This window comes from Amycolatopsis sp. BJA-103, from assembly GCF_002849735.1.
In the GTDB taxonomy this organism is placed as follows: domain Bacteria; phylum Actinomycetota; class Actinomycetes; order Mycobacteriales; family Pseudonocardiaceae; genus Amycolatopsis.
Genome location: NZ_CP017780.1, coordinates 8,985,016 through 8,999,711 on the forward strand (window position 1 = coordinate 8,985,016; position 14,696 = coordinate 8,999,711).

The following is a 14,696-nucleotide window of genomic DNA, read 5'->3' on the forward strand; positions in this document are numbered from 1 at the left end:
CGCGACAGAGAAAGGTGGTGCCGGTGCTATGACGATCAAGATGACGCTCACGCAACGCGGCACCCGTCTGTCATGCGTCGCGGAAGTCCCGCAGGCTCAGCGCCAGGGCACCTTCATGCCCGTGAGCATCCTTGCCGCCCGCGGCACCCAGCGTATCGATCTGAGCAGGATCGCCGCTGACGAGACCTTCGCGCACGCTGCCGCCTTCGGTGGGGCGTACGTGAACGGTGGCGTCGATCTGCCGGTCATCAAGCAGTTCCGTGTTCCGTTGTCCATACGGGAGCGAAGTTCCTGACCTAGTCAGGACTAGAGGCTCACGAAGGCCGCGGAACCGGTTACCGGATCCGCGGCCTTCGTGTTTTTGCTGCACAAACAAGTTGGCTGCACAACCTAATTGGGGTTCAGCGTTGTCCAGTTCCACCGTCAGTAAGAAATCCGTCACGGAACAGAGGAGTGCACTTATGTCATCGGCCATAGCTTTCGCGCCGGGGGAGGCTCTGCCCTTCGCCGACGCAGGCGTCGTCGACCTGCTCGACGCCATCGACTCGCCCGAGTCGATGCTTCCCTGCCGTTCGGGCGACGCGGACCTTTGGTTCGCCGAGTCGCCGGCAGAACTCGAGCGCGCGAAGGCGTCCTGCGCGGACTGCCCGGTCCGTTCCGCCTGCCTCGCGGGTGCCCTTTCGCGGCGTGAGCCGTGGGGTGTCTGGGGTGGCGAGATCTTCGAGCGCGGCGTTGTCGTCGCACGGAAGCGGCCCCGTGGCCGTCCCCGCAAGAACCCTGTCGTCGAGCCCGCCGCCGAGGCGCGTCCCGTTGCGCACAAGGTCGAGCGGAGCGCTGCGGCATGACCGTCGAACCCATCACCACCAGGGATTACGAGGCGCGAACGGGTAACCGGACTCTCGCGCCGGCCAAGTTGAACGAGATCAAGGTCGAGGAGACCAGCGAAATGTTGCTTTATGAAGAACTGTCCAGAGCCCGAATACGAGACCTCGAAGAGGGAGTCCGCGCACAGCGGGCTCGAAGTGGGGCGCGCGCCGTACGCAGGTGGACCAAGGTCGCCCGCTGGGCGAACCGGCGAGTCGAGCGTCTGCAGGCCTGATCCTTTGGGGGAGCGGGGGACCTTTGCTATCGCGCGGCGAGAGCAAAGGTCCCCCGCTCCCCCTTTGGGGCGTGGTGCGGTTCACTGGGGGAATGGCCGTACACACGCACGACGACATCGACTGGGCGGATCGGCTTCGGTCGCTTCGTATGGCCGAGGCGCTCGACGCCGAGCCGACGCGGGTGGCGGCCCGCCGGCTGCTGGATGGCATGCCGGAAGGGCCGACCATCGTCGACGTCGGCTGCGGCGCTGGCGGGATGAGCGTGCTCTTCGCCGAGGAGCTCACTGCCGCCGGTGCCAGGATCGTGCTGGTCGACGCGACAGAGCATCTGCTGGCCGAAGCGCACCGGGTCGTCAGCGCGGCCGCGGGGGACAAGGCCACCGTCGAGACGGTCCATGCCGACGTCGCCGACGACGGATTGCCCGCCAAGCTTCCTGCCGCCGACCTCGTCTGGGCCTCACGCGTGGTGCATCACCTGCCCGATCAGCAGGCTGCGATCGACACCCTCGCCAGCCTTGCCCGCCCCGGCGGGCTGGTCGCCATCTCCGAGGGCGGCCTGGACTTCAACTGTCTCCCCTGGGACCTCGGCATAGGCCGTCCCGGGATCGAGGGGCGATTGCTCGCCGCGCGAGGCGAGTGGTTCGCCGAGATGCGAGCGGGCATCCCCGGCTCCGTCTCCATGCCCTACGGCTGGAACATCGCACTGAAGCGGTCAGGTCTCGACGACGTCGATTCCTTCGGGGTGCTCATCCACCACTCGGCGCCCGGGCCGGAACTGTTGCGCGAGTTCGTCATCGAGCGGATGACCTGGCTGACCGAGGTGGCAGGCGATCTCCTGGGCGACGACGATCGCGAAACCGTGGCCGCCCTGCTGGATCCGGCGAGCTCCGCCTTCCTCGGCGCGCGCCAGGACCTGTTCCTGCAGGGGGCGAAGACGATCCATTGTGGACGGCGGCCGTGAGTGACCAGGTCGGCTGTTCGTTGTGCGGCCGGATCCGCGGTGCTGACGAAGAGCCCGCGCAGACGCTCGCCTGGGTGTCCACCCGTGAGAAGGACGTCGTGCGCTGGATGTGCCCGACCTGCGCACGCCGCCACACCCGCGACATCGAGGGAAAGCTGCCGGACGAGTACTGGTGAGTCCCTCAGGCGACGTCGTCGATCCGGCCGATCGTGCGGACCTTCGGCCGCGGTGTCCGCGTCGCCTCGGCGAACGCTCTGACCAGCTCGGCCGACACTTCCATCGGTACCTTCTTCAGCTGGTCGATGGTGCAGCGGACCAGCACCGTCCCGGTCGCGGTCAGCGCCAGCGGGTGAAAGTTCGCGGCACCCTGCTTCGGGGCGCGGAACTGCCAGGCCAGGCCGATGTCGTCCCACCAGGCGTCGGCGGAGCCGATGGGACGTCCTCGCCGGTCACAGATCGTCATGTTCCAAGACGGCGAGGGCAGTGGGCATTCGCCGAGGACCTTCTTCGCCAGGCCGTGCGCGTAGGTCTCTTCGGGATCGACACGACGCAGAGCCGCACGGACCGCGGCCGAGCCTCGCCGATTGCCGGAATCGAGCTCCTCGCTGAGTTCTTCAAGCGTGCAAAGACCCCAGTACAGCGGTAGCGAGATCAGCTCGTCGATCCGTGCCGGATCGAGCTCCAACCGGGCGAGATCGAGCGCCGCCCTGGCAGGCGGGGCGAACGGAACGCCGTCGATCAAGGTCGGCGGCGGCATCCGCGTGGTTCTTCGGGGGAGCATGCCGGGTTCCGCGGGCATTCGCCGGTAGTCGGGGACGAGGAGATGGACCTCCCGAGTCAGCGCGCAGTCCACGCCTCGGGCGCGAAGCGCGTCGGCACCCGTCACCACCACGTCCGGCCCGAACCGCGCGACGGCGGCCTGGAGCAGCTGAAGCCGGGTGGGCGCCGAGTCGCGCAACAGGATCACACCCGGCATCAGCCTTCGCCAAGGACCGCCCGGACCACACAGCTTCGCGGCGTAACGCGCGGTCACGCCTGCCTTCCGCAGCTCGCGGTTGGTGATGATTCCGGACTCGCTGGTGTTGCTGAGCGCCACGAGTCGAGCGCTTCGTGTAATGGTCATGAATCGAGGATGACCGTTGGGCCGTCCGGGTGGAACCACTTCCGCGAAGTTGTGGACAACTCGCCCGAGCGACGCCGAATTTGGCTCAGTTCCAACGATCCCTGTGGATAACTTCTCAGGCTGCGAAGCCCGGCTGCCACCGTTCGACGATCGCGCGGGCGGGGATCTCGGCGTCGAGCTGACAGAGGATGCCGGTCGATCCGGCGGTCACCCGATGGATCATCAGGTACTCGGGCGGCAGGTTGAGCGAGCGGCCGATCCGGAAGTCCCGGCCCCGGGTGTCGCCGACGCGGCCCGCCTGCCGCTGCATCCAGCGGCGGGTGAAATGGAACGTTTCGCCCGCCAGCGGTTCGGTGAACGGCGCCAGGTAGGCGAGCACGTCATCGGCCTGCAGATCCGCGTCGGCCCGGATGAAGCCGGACTCCCTGAGCAGTCGCATGAGCTTCGAAGACTCACCGTCGAGCGCCAGCCTGGTCATCTCGCCGAGGTGCTGCGGAATCCCCTCGGGCAGCCGGGACACACCGCCGAAGTCGATCACGCACAGCCTGCCGTCGTCGGTCAGCATGAAGTTGCCCGGATGCGGGTCCGAGTGCAGGAGCCTGGCCCGTTCCGGCGACGAGTAGTGGAACTCGGTGAGCAGGCGGCCCGCGCGATCCCGCGCCTCCTTGTCCCCGCCGGCGATGATTTTCGACAAGGGAGTGCCGGTGACCCACTCCGTGACGATGACCTTCGGCGCGCTGGCGACCACGCGGGGGATCAAGAACCCGGGGACGCTCTCGAAGGCCTTCACGAAAGCGCGCTGGTTCTGGGCTTCCGCCTGGTAGTCGAGTTCCTCGTTCATCCGCTCGGCGAGTTCCGCCAGGAGGGGTTTCACCTCGGTCCCGGGCACGAAGGCCTGGAACAGCCTGCTGAAACGCTGGAGCTGCCGGAGGTCGCTCCGCAACGCGTCGTCGGCTCCGGGGTACTGGACCTTGACGGCGACTTCGCGGCCGTCGTGCCAGGTCGCGCGGTGGACCTGGCCGATGCTCGCGGACGCGGCAGGCTTGTCGTCGAAGGCGGCGAAGCGCTGCTGCCAGGTGCGTCCCAGCTGCTCGGCGAGGACCCGGTGGGTCTGCCGGGTGGGCATGGGCGGTGCCGCGGCCTGAAGCTTCGTCAGGGCTTCGCGGTAGGGCTTCGCCATCTCATCCGGCACCGCTGCCTCGAAGACACTCAGCGCCTGGCCGAACTTCATGGCGCCGCCTTTGAGCGTGCCGAGGACCTCGAAGAGCTGCTCCGCGGCCTTGGCGGACAGCGTCGCGTTGACCTCTTCGGCGCTCTGCCCGGTCAGCCGCCTGCCCCAGCCTCCGACCGCCCGGCCCGCTATGCCGAGCGGAATACTGGCCAGCTTCGCCGTTCGCGCCGCCCCGTTGCGGGGGATGGCTGAGTCACGGTCCTCGGCGTTGCGGGAGTCGGTCACCTTCGCGATTCTGCCTTGATTCACTCCGCCCGCGCAGCCTGTCGAGGGCGTGTGTGTGGGCTACGTCGCTTGTTGTGTCAGCGAGCGCCGCATCCGCATCCGGAATGCGGCGGCCAGTCGCGATGGCGGATCGTGCCGTCGAAGAAGTCGATTTCCATGGTGGCGTTCCACGAGGGCGGTGCCTGGTCGCTCGGCGAGAGAAGGCGGAGTGCCTGTGCGGCGGCCAGTGCGGCGCACGCTTGCACGGCGCCGAGGTCCGGCCGTTGCACGCGTCCGGCGAGCTGGCTCGCCACCCTGGGCCAGGACTCGTCGAGACCGGCGCGGTGCAGGTCTGCGCAGCGCAGGCAGCTGCTGCGGCCGGGCACCACCAGCGGCCCGACGATGCCGACGCCGTCCCGGACGCGCACCGGAAGGTGGCTGACGCCGTCTCGGACGAGCTCGTCGACCACTTCGGGAGCGGGCACCACGGCGTCGGTGAGCAGCACGAGTTCCGGCTGACGGTCCGAGTAGAGCCGGGTGGTCGACGTTTCCGCCCCGGCCCGGTGCACCACCTGTGCCATCGCCTCCCGGCGGGGCATGCCGATTTCGGCCTCGGTGTAGCCCGAACCCAGGTCACGTTCGAGCACCGTGCCCGACGCCCGGATGTCGATGTGCCCGATTCCGCCGTTCGCGAGCAGGACGGCGATGGCCACGGCCAGTCGGCCGTCGCCGTGGATCGCCACCGCGGTGTGTTTGCGGCGCGCCGTCATGGCCGCTTGGTGGTGGCGGGCCCGGAGGGACCACAGCCCCGTTTCCAGCCTCGGTCTCGGCTGCTGTCGAGACTGCCCGGCATCGGTCAAGAGCCCGCGCGCCGTCAGGTCCGTCATCAGGTCCCGCAGCTGCTCGTCGTGTTCGCTCTGCGCGAGCACGATGTCGTCGGCGGCCTGTTTCCCGTCCAGCTCGCGGAGCGCTCGCGCCACCTCGGTGGCGACTCCGGCGATCACCACGGCGTGGGCGGGGTCCAGGCCGATCTGGATCTCACCGTTTCCGCGTTCCAGCACATCCAGGCCGGGAAGCAGGGCGGGGAACTCCGGCAGGATGATCGATCGCAGATCCGGTTCGCGAAGGTTCATGATCGCAGCATCGCACTGGGCCACTAACCAACCGCTAAGAAAAACGCGAGTTATCCACAGGCTGGCCTTGTTGTGGACAACTCGAGGCTGTGACCTTTCGGCTCTCGGACTTGTCGGTGACTGGCCTTACCGTGGTCGAGTGGTCGAAGCACGGACGCCCTCATTGAGGGGCCGGGACACGACGAATCCGTCGGACACTCCCGAACACAAGGTCGAGGTACGGCGTAGCCAGCGCCGCCACCGGACCGTCACCGCGTACTGGGACGAGGACACCCTCGTCGTGCTGATCCCCGCCCGGATGACCCGGGCCGAGGAGAAGCACTGGGTAGCCGAGATGCAGCGCAAGCTGTTACGCAAGGGCCCGAGGCAGGCCGCTCCGCCAAAGGCCTCTGACGAGGCGCTGCTGGCGCGCTGCGCCGTGCTCTCGGCGAAGTATCTGGACGGAAAGGCGATACCCGCGAGCGTTCGCTGGGTGCCGCCGATGCGCACGAGGTGGGCGTCCTGCACGCCGGTCGACGCGACGATCAGGGTCAGTGATCGCCTGCGCCGGGTGCCGGCCTGGGTGCTGGACTACGTCCTCGTGCACGAACTCGCGCATTTGAAGGAACCAGGGCACAACGCGGCGTTCTGGGAGCTCGTTCGCCGTTATCCCAAGACCGAGCGCGCCATCGGCTATCTGGAGGGCCTGTCCTCCGCCGCCGGATGGGGCATCGCGACGGAGGACTGACGTGCCTCAGCTCTTGTCTTCGTCGTCCTTGGGCTTGTTCTTCTCACGCTCGGCGCGCTCGATCTCGGCGATCGGGTCGATGCCTTCGAGGGTCGACTCGCCATCGCCGAGACGCTCCGCGAAGTCGAGCGGCTCGTCGAGGTCCTCGGCGGTCGGCATCAGGTCGGGGTGGGACCAAAGGCCGTCCCGCTTCTCGATGCCGTGCTGGTCGCCGACCAGCTTCCACAACGCGGAGGCCGCACGCATCCGCCTGGGCCGGAGCTCGAGCCCGACCAAGGTGGCGAAGGTCTGCTCGGCCGGGCCACCCGTGGCCCGGCGGCGCCGCAGCGTCTCGCGAAGCGCGTCCGCGCCCGGGAGACGGTCTCCGATGGCCTCGGCGACCACGACGTCGACCCAGCCTTCGACCAGCGCGAGCAGGGTCTCCAGCCGGTTCAGTGCCGCCTTCTGCTCGGGCGAGGTCTGCGGCTCGAGCAAGCCGGAGGACATGGCCTCTTCGATACTGGCGGGGTTCGACGGGTCGATCTGGCCCGCGAGCTGTTCCAGCGCAGAGGTGTCGACGGAGATACCGCTCGCGAACTCCTCGACGGTGGCCAGCAGACGCTGCCGCAGCCAGGGAACGTGGGCGAACAGCCGTTGGTGGGCGGCCTCGCGCGCGGCGATGAAGACCAGCACCTCGCTGGTCGGCAGCTCCAGGCCCTCGGTGAACTTCTCGATGTTCGCCGGCAGGAGCGCGGAGGTGGCCGCGGGGCCGAGCGGAAGACCGACCTCGGTGGAGGTGAGCACTTCGGAAGCCAACTGAGCCAGGGCATTACCGAGCTGGGAGCCGAAGGCCATCCCGCCCATCTGCCCCATCATCGACAGAAGCGGTCCGGCGGCCTGTTTGGCCTCCTCGGGCAGGGCTTGCACCCAGGCGCCTGAGACCTGCTGGGCGACGGGGTCGCAGAGGCGCTGCCAGGTGGGCAGTGTCTTCTCGACCCAGGTGCGCGCGGACCAGGCGACTGTCGTCGTGGCACCGGCGGGCAGGATCGTCGCTGCGTCGAGCCACAGCTCTGCCAGGTGGGCGGCGTCACGGACGGCCGTACTCGAGTCTCCGCCGCTGGACGACGAGAAGCCGAGCTGGACGTCACTGTCGCTGCTGCTGAGGTTCTGCAGCGCGATCTGTTTCGCCAGGTCGTAGTTGACCGGCCCGGTCGAGCTGCCGGCCTGGCTGAGCATCTGGCCCAGCTGGCTGAGCATCTGACCGAGCTGATTGAAGGCCTCGGCGCCGGAGGGCTGGCCGCCGGAGTCCGACGGCTCGTTCTCGCCTCGTTTGTCGGGATCGGGCGGTCCGAAGCCGAACGGGGGTTTGCTCATGGCACCACCGTACGCGGGTCCCGGGACCCAGAGCTCGTCAACTGGAGTGATGCGCGTGGCCTTCACCGAGAAGCGAACACCGTCACCGTACGCTGTCACGCGTGACAGAGCCCTCGGAGGAGACCACAGCAGCGCGGAGCCGTGCGGGCTCCGCGAGTGACCAGGACCGCTCTGAACGGCGGCTGACCCGGCGCGGCTGGACGTTGCTGGTCAGCGGCGCGTTGTTCGTCGCCTTCGCGCTGGTCGGGTTCTTCATCCCGGTGCCGTACGTGGCGATCAGTCCCGGCCCGACCTACGACACCTTGGGCAAGGACGCCGCCGGGCAGTCGGTGATCCAGGTCAACGGGCACGAGATGTTCCAGACCTCCGGTGAGCTGCGGATGACGACGGTCTCGCTGCGCGATGGCGGCATCACGCTGTTCAACGCGCTCGGGCTCTGGGCGAGCGGCCGGTACGCGCTGGCGCCGCGCGAGGAGTACTTCAAGCCGGGTGAGACCAACGAGCAGGTCCGCCAGGAGAACATCCAGCAGCTGCAGGACTCGCAGACCGCCGCTCAGGTCGCCGCGCTGCGCCGCAAGTTCCCGGTGAAGGTGCTCGCGAAGACGATCGTCTCCGGCAGCCCGGCGGACAAGGTGCTCGCCCCCGGGGACCGGTTGCTGGTGGTCAACGGGAAGACGGTCACCGAGGCGACCGAGGTGCGGGCCGCGCTGAACGGGACGAAGCCCGGGCAGACCGTCCAGATCACCTTCAAATCCGACGGGCAGGCCGAGCGCACCGTGCCGCTCACGCTCGCGCAGCGGCCCGACGGCCCGGAAGGCTTCATGGGCCTGACCGCGGTGGACCGCGCCGATGTCCCCTTCGACGTGAAGATCTCGCTGCAGGACGTCGGTGGCCCGTCGGCGGGCCTGATGTTCGCGCTCGCGATCGTCGACAAGATGGAGCCCGGCGACCTCGCCGGTGGCAGGCATATCGCCGGGACGGGCGAGATCTCGGAGAAGGGCGTCGTCGGGGCGATCGGCGGCATCTCGTTCAAGGTGGTCGGCGCTCGCGAGGCCGGTGCCACCGACTTCCTCGTGCCCGCGCACAACTGCGCCGAGGCGAAGACCGCCGCGCCCGACGGCCTGAACCTGATCAAGGTGGCCACGCTGGACGAAGCGATCGCGCAGCTCGAGAACCTCAAGGCGGGACGGCCCACCGCCTCCTGCTGACCGCCGGGGGAGCAAGGGACCTTTGGTATCGCCCGCGAGGTCGACCGACGAGAGCAAGGGACCTTTGCTATCGCCCAGCCTGCTTCCTGGGGCTGGCGATAGCAAAGGTCCCTTGCTCTCTTTTTGCAGGTCAGGGCTGCAAGGTTGCCCTCAGGGCTTCGAGCAGGTTAGGGGCCAGCTCCGGGTTCTCGATGATTTCGTCGACTGGGACGTCACCGGGTTCTTCGGCCTGTCCGGCACCGCGAAGCCGCATGACGCACGCTCCGGAACCGTCCCGCAGTACCGCGGCCACGAGCCGGGCTTCGGTGCGGCGCGGGTGGTCGGCGGCCGCTTGGCGAAGGCGTTCGGCATCGGTCTCGGGCTCGGCCGGAAGTTCGGCCTCGGCGTCCGGCGGCAGCACGATGATCTCCTGCGCGAGCGCGCAGCCCAGCACCAGATCGGGCCACGCGATCTGCGCCAGCGCTTCCCCGAGGTCGCCATCCGGCAGGGATTCCTGGGCGACCGGCGTCAGCGGGGCCGACGGGTCGAGTTGCCCGGCCAGTTCGGGCTGTTCGTCCAGCAGTGCGGCGGTCGGGACCAGCGCGAACAACTGCGGCGGCTGATCCCATCCTCCGGAGGCGACGAACTCCTCGACTTCGCGGGCCAGGCCGGCCACACCCTGCTGCTCACTCGGTGCCATGGGCACATCGTTCCAGGCGGCCCGGACCACGGCCTTCCGAGTCCGGTTTGGGCGGGTTCCGGGAACTTCCGACGGCATCCGTAGAGTTAGAGCATCAGGGGCCGCACGCGGTACGCGCGCCCCCGCGAAAAGTTCACCAAACCAGGAGCGTGTGCAGTGGCCACTCGGCCCCCCGTGAGCCTGCCGAAGCTGTCCCGGCGCAGCCGGATACTGCTCATCATCGCCGCCGTAGTCATCCTTGCCCTGCTGCTGGGCGCGAGACTGCTCGACACCTATGTCGACTGGTTGTGGTTCGGCGAAGTCGGCGCTCGCACCGTGTTCAGCACGGTGTTGATCACCCGTGTCATCTTGTTCTTCGCCGTAGGGCTCTTGGTGGGAGGCGCGCTCGCGATCAGTTTGATGATCGCGTACCGGAGCAGGCCGGTCTTCGTGCCGATTTCCGGCAACGACGATCCGCTCGCGCGCTACCGGTCCGCGATCGTCGGCCGGATCCGCCTGTTCGGCATCGGCATTCCGGTGCTCACCGGGCTCATCGCCGGTGCGTCCGCGCAGAGCGACTGGCAGGTCGTGCAGCTGTTCTTGAACGGCACGCCGTTCGGCCAGACCGATCCCGAGTTCGGCAACGACGTCGGCTTCTACGCCTTCGACCTGCCGTTCTACAACTGGCTCCTGGGCTGGCTGTTCATCGCGGTCGTCATCGCGTTCTTCGGCGCGCTGATCTCGCACTACGTCTTCGGCGGCATCCGGCTCGCGGGCAAGGGCGGTCAGCTCGCCGGCCCGACCCGCGCCCAGCTCGCCATCACCATCGGCATCTTCGTGCTGCTGAAGGCGGTCGAGTACTACTTCGACCGCTACAACCTGCTGCTCTCCGACCGGGGATTGCCGCTGTTCGTCGGTGCGACCTACACCGACCTGAACGCGGTCCTGCCCGCGAAGCTGATCCTCCTGTGCATCTCGGTGATCTGCGCCGTCGCGTTCTTCGCCGGGGCGTTCCTGCGCAACCTGCAGCTCCCCGCGATCGCGCTGGTGCTGCTGATCCTGTCGAACGTGCTCGTCGGTGTCGCGTGGCCCGCGGTGCTCGACCAGTTCTCGGTGCGTCCCAACGCGAACGAGAAGGAATCCGCGTCGATCCAGCGCAACATGGACGCGACGCGCCAGGCGTTCGGCCTGACCAACGTCGAGTACAAGGACTACACCGGCAAGTCCGAGGCGACCTCCGCGGAGATCAAGGCGGACAAGGGGACCGTCCCGAACATCCGGCTCCTCGACCCGAACGTCCTCAGCGACACCTTCACCCAGCGCGTCGGCCGTGAAAACTTCTACGGCTTCCCGTCCAAGCTGGACATCGACCGCTACACCCTCAACGGGGTCACGCAGGACTACATCGTCGCGGCCAAGGAGATCAAGACCGAGGGCCTCACCGGCAACCAGACGAACTGGATCAACAAGCACCTCGTCTACACGCACGGAAACGGTTTCGTCGCCGCACCGGCCAACACGATCGACCGCGCGCTGAAGGACGCCAACTCCGACGGCGGCTACCCGATCGCGACCACCAGCGACACCCAGAACCCGGCGGGCGCGGGCTCGACCGACCCGACCAAGCCGGGCATCAAGGTGGACGAGCCCCGCATCTACTACGGCGAGCTCGCGAGCGACGCCGCGTACGCGATCGTCGGTGGCACGGCCGGACAGGCGCCTGGCGAATACGACACCGCCGTCGACCGCGCCTACATCTACAAGGGCTCCGGCGGCGTGCCGATCGACAACTGGTTCAACCGGCTCGTCTTCGCCGCCGAATACGGGGAACGGAACATCCTCTTCTCCGACGCCATCGGCGACGGATCCAAGATCATGTTCAACCGCGAGCCGCGGGAACGCGTCGCCAAGGCCGCTCCGTGGCTGACCCTCGACGGTGACCCGTACCCGGCGGTCGTCAACGGCAAGATCATCTGGATCGTCGACGGCTACACGACGATGAACAACTTCCCGTACGCCCAGCAGACCCAGCTCGGGCAGGCGACCAACGACTCGCTCAGCGGCACCACCCGCCAGGCGAACTCCTCGATCAACTACATCCGCAACTCGGTCAAGGCCACCGTCGACGCGTTCGACGGCACCGTGACCCTGTACGGGGTCGAGGACAACGAGCCGGTGCTGAACGCCTGGAAGAAGGTCTTCCCGGGCCTGGTCAAGCCGAGCAGTGAGATCTCCCCGGACCTGCGGTCGCACTTCCGCTATCCCGAAGACCTCTTCAAGGTGCAGCGGGAACTCCTGTCGAAGTACCACGTGAACAACCCCGCCGAGTTCTACGCTCAGCAGGCCTTCTGGAGTGTTCCGCAGGATCCGACGCAGGAAGGCGGCGTGAACGCGTCCGCCTCCGGCATCGCCAACCAGCCCGGTTACTACGTCCTGGCCACCGCGCCGGGCGACACCAGGTCGCGGTTCCAGCTCACCAGCTCGCTCACCGGTCTCCAACGTCAGTACCTGGCGGCCTGGATGTCGGTGTCCTCGGATCCCGAAGACTACGGGCGGATGAGGGTGCTGAGACTGCCCACGGGGGCGAGTGGGTCGACCCAGGTCGACGGCCCCGTCCAGGTCCAGAACAGATTCCAGAGTGACCCGCGGGTCGCGCAGGACCGGACGCTCTTCAACAACCCGAACGTCACGGTCACCTACGGAAACCTGATCACGCTGCCCGTCGCCAACGGCTTCCTGTACGTGGAACCGGTCTACATCCGGCAACGGAACCAGCTGAGCTATCCGCAGCTGGCCCGCGTCCTCGTCTCCTACGGCACCAAGATCGGCTTCGCACCGACGCTCAACGAAGCCCTCGATCAGGTCTTCGGCGCTGGTACGGGTTCCGGTGTCACACCGCCTCAGACCGGCGGCACCCCAGGACCCACGACGCCGCAACCGCCGGGCACGACGACACCGCAGCCGCCTGCCGGCGGCAACCCGGCGCTCGACAAGGCCGCGGGCGACATGCACGACGCCTGGATCAAGTTCCGCGCCGCCCAGCAGTCCGGCAATTACGCCGACCAGGGAACTGCCCTGGCCGCACTCGAAGCCGCCTCCAAGGCCTACGAGTCGGCCAAGGCCAGCCCCCCGGCATCCGGTGCGCCGCCCACCTCCGGCCAGCCCGGAGGGTGACGTCGCTTACCTAAAGGGCACCTGCTTTGCGCCTGCTGGAAACGCAGGCGTAAGGTAGGTGTCACGACGCGGGGTGGAGCAGCTCGGTAGCTCGCTGGGCTCATAACCCAGAGGTCGCAGGTTCAAATCCTGTCCCCGCTACAGAGGAAAGAGGCGTGTGTCCGCGGAAGACGCGGACACACGCCTCTTTCGCATTTCTACGGGGGTCGAACCCCCGGACCCCTGCCAGGAGGGCTTCGCCCCCTGGACCCCCAAGTGGTCGGTGGCGCAGGTGCCCGGAGCTGGGCCGGGGTAGCGGGGGACCTTTGGTGTCGCGGGGGAGCGAGGGACCTTTGGTATCGCCGGTCGGCGGGGTAGCGGGGGACCTTTGCTATCGCGCGGGGGTGGGGGCGGTCCAGCAGGCGTAGCCGTCGGGGCGGTACAGGACGGCCTCGGTGGAGGGCCAGGGGAGCTGTGTGACGAGCTGGGTCGTCAGCCGTGTGGAGTGGGCGCGGGCGGCCTCGATGTGGTCCTGAGTGGTCGTCAGGAGCACGAAGTCGCCCTTGTGGAAGAGCGAGCTGGGGCGAAGCGGGCCGGTCGCGGTGGTGACGTCCTGGTCGGTGAGCCGCGAGCCGAGCGCCGGATGCGACGTCCCATAGGTCGTGTAGCGGATCCCGAGACCGGAGACCATGCCCGCCAGGTACCGGTTCACCTCGGGCAGCTCGACCAGATCAGCGAAGAAGGCGCGAAGCGCGCGAGTCTCGTGAGACCGCGGAGTCAGTCCTAACTGCGCGGCGACGTTATGGAGCACCTGAGCGCCGACAGGGTGCCGTTCGGCCTCGTACGTGTCGAGCAGCTCGTCACCGGCCCCGCCGCGCACCGTCGCGGCGAGCTTCCAGCCCAGGTTCATCGCGTCCTGTACGCCCAGGTTCAACCCCTGACCACCCGCGGGGAAATGGATGTGCGCGGCATCGCCCGCCAGCAGGACCCGCCCGGCGCGGTAGTGCGCCGCTTGCCGGGCCGCGTCGGAAAATCGTGACGCCCACCGGATTTCCGCCACCGTCGAGGAGGCGCCGTACGAGTCGAGCACCGCCTGCCGGACCTCGTCGTGCGAGACGGCGGACCGCATGTCCGCAGGCCGCGAGGCCCTGTCGCCGTACGTGAAGCGGTAAAGACCCGGTTCTCCCAACGGAATCAGGCCTTTGAACGTCGTTTCGCCGGTCGGCTCACCGATGTTCCGCATCGTTCGCCACTGTTTTTGCGCACCGTCAGGCACTTTGTCGAACAGGACATCCGCGACCACGCCGAAACCTTCACCGTCCACACCGGGAAAGTCCACGCCGAGTCCTTTGCGTACAACACTTCGAGATCCATCGCAGCCGACGAGGAACTTCGCGCGCAGCAAGTTCTCACCACCGTCTGTTCGGTACCGGACAGTCACAGAGTCCTTGTCCTGCACGAAACCGATTACTTCGCTGTCGCGCAGCACCTTCGTTCCTTGTGCGGCAAGCCGTTCCTCGAGGTGCTCCTCGATCTCCGCCTGCGGAATCCCCAACTGGTACGGGAATCGCGTGCCCCAGCCGTCGTAGCCGACGGGGATCATCGCGAAGTGCCCGTCACCGACAGTGGCGTACGAGCGGTCTTCGGCGCCGTCCAGAAGTCCCCGTAGTTCCAGCATTTCCGCAGTACGCGGCTGCAGGTTCAGCGCTTTCGACAGGCCGGTCCGCCGTGGATCCCGTTCCAGTACCACCACGTCGACGCCGGCGAGCGCGAGTTCGTTGGCGAGCATCAGCCCGGTCGGCCCCGCTCCGGCCACGATCACGTCCGTCCCCAGGTTGTTCATAC

At 67.9% G+C, this 14,696-nt stretch carries 14 protein-coding genes and 1 tRNA gene; 9 read left to right on the forward strand and 6 right to left on the reverse strand.

What is annotated here, in order from left to right:
• Positions 1 to 28 precede the first annotated feature (28 nt).
• The 5 genes from BKN51_RS40750 (at position 29) to BKN51_RS40770 (ending at position 2,237) form a co-directional block, all read left to right on the forward strand.
• Complete coding sequence (locus tag BKN51_RS40750; RefSeq protein ID WP_101612622.1) at positions 29 to 295, forward strand: hypothetical protein; 267 nt, start codon at positions 29 to 31, stop codon at positions 293 to 295.
• 166 nt (positions 296 to 461) lie between these two features.
• Positions 462 to 845: a WhiB family transcriptional regulator gene (locus tag BKN51_RS40755; RefSeq protein ID WP_101612623.1), complete on the forward strand. Its 384-nt coding sequence runs from the start codon at positions 462 to 464 to the stop codon at positions 843 to 845.
• Positions 842 to 1,099, forward strand: a complete 258-nt coding sequence (locus tag BKN51_RS40760; protein ID WP_101612624.1) for a hypothetical protein — start codon at positions 842 to 844, stop codon at positions 1,097 to 1,099. Before BKN51_RS40755 ends, BKN51_RS40760 begins: the two co-directional genes overlap by 4 nt.
• A 92-nt stretch (positions 1,100 to 1,191) precedes the next feature.
• Positions 1,192 to 2,061, forward strand: a complete 870-nt coding sequence (locus BKN51_RS40765; RefSeq protein ID WP_101612625.1) for a class I SAM-dependent methyltransferase — start codon at positions 1,192 to 1,194, stop codon at positions 2,059 to 2,061.
• Positions 2,058 to 2,237, forward strand: coding sequence for a hypothetical protein (locus BKN51_RS40770; protein WP_101613765.1), 180 nt, complete (start codon positions 2,058 to 2,060; stop codon positions 2,235 to 2,237). Before BKN51_RS40765 ends, BKN51_RS40770 begins: the two co-directional genes overlap by 4 nt.
• 5 nt (positions 2,238 to 2,242) lie before the next feature.
• Here the strand turns inward: BKN51_RS40770 and BKN51_RS40775 are convergent, their stop codons facing one another.
• The 3 genes from BKN51_RS40775 to BKN51_RS40785 all read right to left on the reverse strand — a co-directional run bounded on the left by BKN51_RS40775 (position 2,243) and on the right by BKN51_RS40785 (position 5,752).
• Positions 2,243 to 3,157, reverse strand: coding sequence for a hypothetical protein (locus tag BKN51_RS40775; protein WP_101612626.1), 915 nt, complete (start codon positions 3,155 to 3,157; stop codon positions 2,243 to 2,245).
• Between the two features lie 142 nt (positions 3,158 to 3,299).
• Positions 3,300 to 4,640 carry an ABC1 kinase family protein gene (locus BKN51_RS40780; RefSeq protein ID WP_101612627.1) on the reverse strand — a complete coding sequence of 447 codons (1,341 nt, stop codon included), beginning with the start codon at positions 4,638 to 4,640 and terminating at the stop codon, positions 3,300 to 3,302.
• Between the two features lie 77 nt (positions 4,641 to 4,717).
• Positions 4,718 to 5,752: a TOMM precursor leader peptide-binding protein gene (locus BKN51_RS40785; protein ID WP_101612628.1), complete on the reverse strand. Its 1,035-nt coding sequence runs from the start codon at positions 5,750 to 5,752 to the stop codon at positions 4,718 to 4,720.
• Between the two features lie 163 nt (positions 5,753 to 5,915).
• On the opposite strand from BKN51_RS40785, the gene BKN51_RS40790 reads away from it, so the two are divergent.
• Positions 5,916 to 6,479 carry a M48 metallopeptidase family protein gene (locus BKN51_RS40790; protein ID WP_101612629.1) on the forward strand — a complete coding sequence of 188 codons (564 nt, stop codon included), beginning with the start codon at positions 5,916 to 5,918 and terminating at the stop codon, positions 6,477 to 6,479.
• A 6-nt stretch (positions 6,480 to 6,485) separates the two neighbouring features.
• Here the strand turns inward: BKN51_RS40790 and BKN51_RS40795 are convergent, their stop codons facing one another.
• The gene (locus BKN51_RS40795) at positions 6,486 to 7,832 is read right to left on the reverse strand and encodes a zinc-dependent metalloprotease (RefSeq protein WP_168214509.1); all 1,347 of its coding nucleotides are present in this window, start codon (positions 7,830 to 7,832) and stop codon (positions 6,486 to 6,488) included.
• A 203-nt stretch (positions 7,833 to 8,035) separates the two neighbouring features.
• Here BKN51_RS40795 and BKN51_RS40800 point away from each other — a divergent pair, with 203 nt between their 5' ends.
• On the forward strand, positions 8,036 to 9,040 hold the full coding sequence (locus tag BKN51_RS40800) for a YlbL family protein (protein ID WP_199193068.1): 1,005 nt from the start codon (positions 8,036 to 8,038) through the stop codon (positions 9,038 to 9,040).
• Between the two features lie 130 nt (positions 9,041 to 9,170).
• On the opposite strand, the gene BKN51_RS40805 is transcribed toward BKN51_RS40800, so the two are convergent.
• Positions 9,171 to 9,719 (reverse strand): PPA1309 family protein, encoded by a 549-nt coding sequence (locus tag BKN51_RS40805; protein ID WP_101613768.1) that lies wholly within the window; start codon positions 9,717 to 9,719, stop codon positions 9,171 to 9,173.
• A 156-nt stretch (positions 9,720 to 9,875) separates the two neighbouring features.
• On the opposite strand from BKN51_RS40805, the gene BKN51_RS40810 reads away from it, so the two are divergent.
• Positions 9,876 to 12,872, forward strand: coding sequence for a UPF0182 family protein (locus tag BKN51_RS40810; RefSeq protein ID WP_101612631.1), 2,997 nt, complete (start codon positions 9,876 to 9,878; stop codon positions 12,870 to 12,872).
• Positions 12,873 to 12,939: 67 nt separating this feature from the next.
• Positions 12,940 to 13,013, forward strand: a tRNA-Met gene (locus BKN51_RS40815).
• Positions 13,014 to 13,242: 229 nt separating this feature from the next.
• Here BKN51_RS40815 and BKN51_RS40820 read toward each other — a convergent pair.
• Positions 13,243 to 14,694 (reverse strand): FAD-dependent monooxygenase, encoded by a 1,452-nt coding sequence (locus BKN51_RS40820; protein WP_101612632.1) that lies wholly within the window; start codon positions 14,692 to 14,694, stop codon positions 13,243 to 13,245.
• Positions 14,695 to 14,696: the final 2 nt, after the last annotated feature.

Excerpts from the sequence above, each read along its gene's own strand:
- BKN51_RS40750 (WP_101612622.1), top strand. The coding sequence starts at position 29 with ATGACGATCAAGATGACGCTCACGCAACGCGGCACCCGTCTGTCATGC.
- BKN51_RS40755 (WP_101612623.1), top strand. The coding sequence starts at position 462 with ATGTCATCGGCCATAGCTTTCGCGCCGGGGGAGGCTCTGCCCTTCGCC.
- BKN51_RS40760 (WP_101612624.1), top strand. The coding sequence starts at position 842 with ATGACCGTCGAACCCATCACCACCAGGGATTACGAGGCGCGAACGGGT.
- BKN51_RS40765 (WP_101612625.1), top strand. The coding sequence starts at position 1,192 with ATGGCCGTACACACGCACGACGACATCGACTGGGCGGATCGGCTTCGG.
- BKN51_RS40785 (WP_101612628.1), bottom strand. The coding sequence starts at position 5,752 with ATGAACCTTCGCGAACCGGATCTGCGATCGATCATCCTGCCGGAGTTC.
- BKN51_RS40795 (WP_168214509.1), bottom strand. The coding sequence starts at position 7,832 with ATGAGCAAACCCCCGTTCGGCTTCGGACCGCCCGATCCCGACAAACGA.
- BKN51_RS40805 (WP_101613768.1), bottom strand. The coding sequence starts at position 9,719 with ATGGCACCGAGTGAGCAGCAGGGTGTGGCCGGCCTGGCCCGCGAAGTC.
- BKN51_RS40820 (WP_101612632.1), bottom strand. The coding sequence starts at position 14,694 with ATGAACAACCTGGGGACGGACGTGATCGTGGCCGGAGCGGGGCCGACC.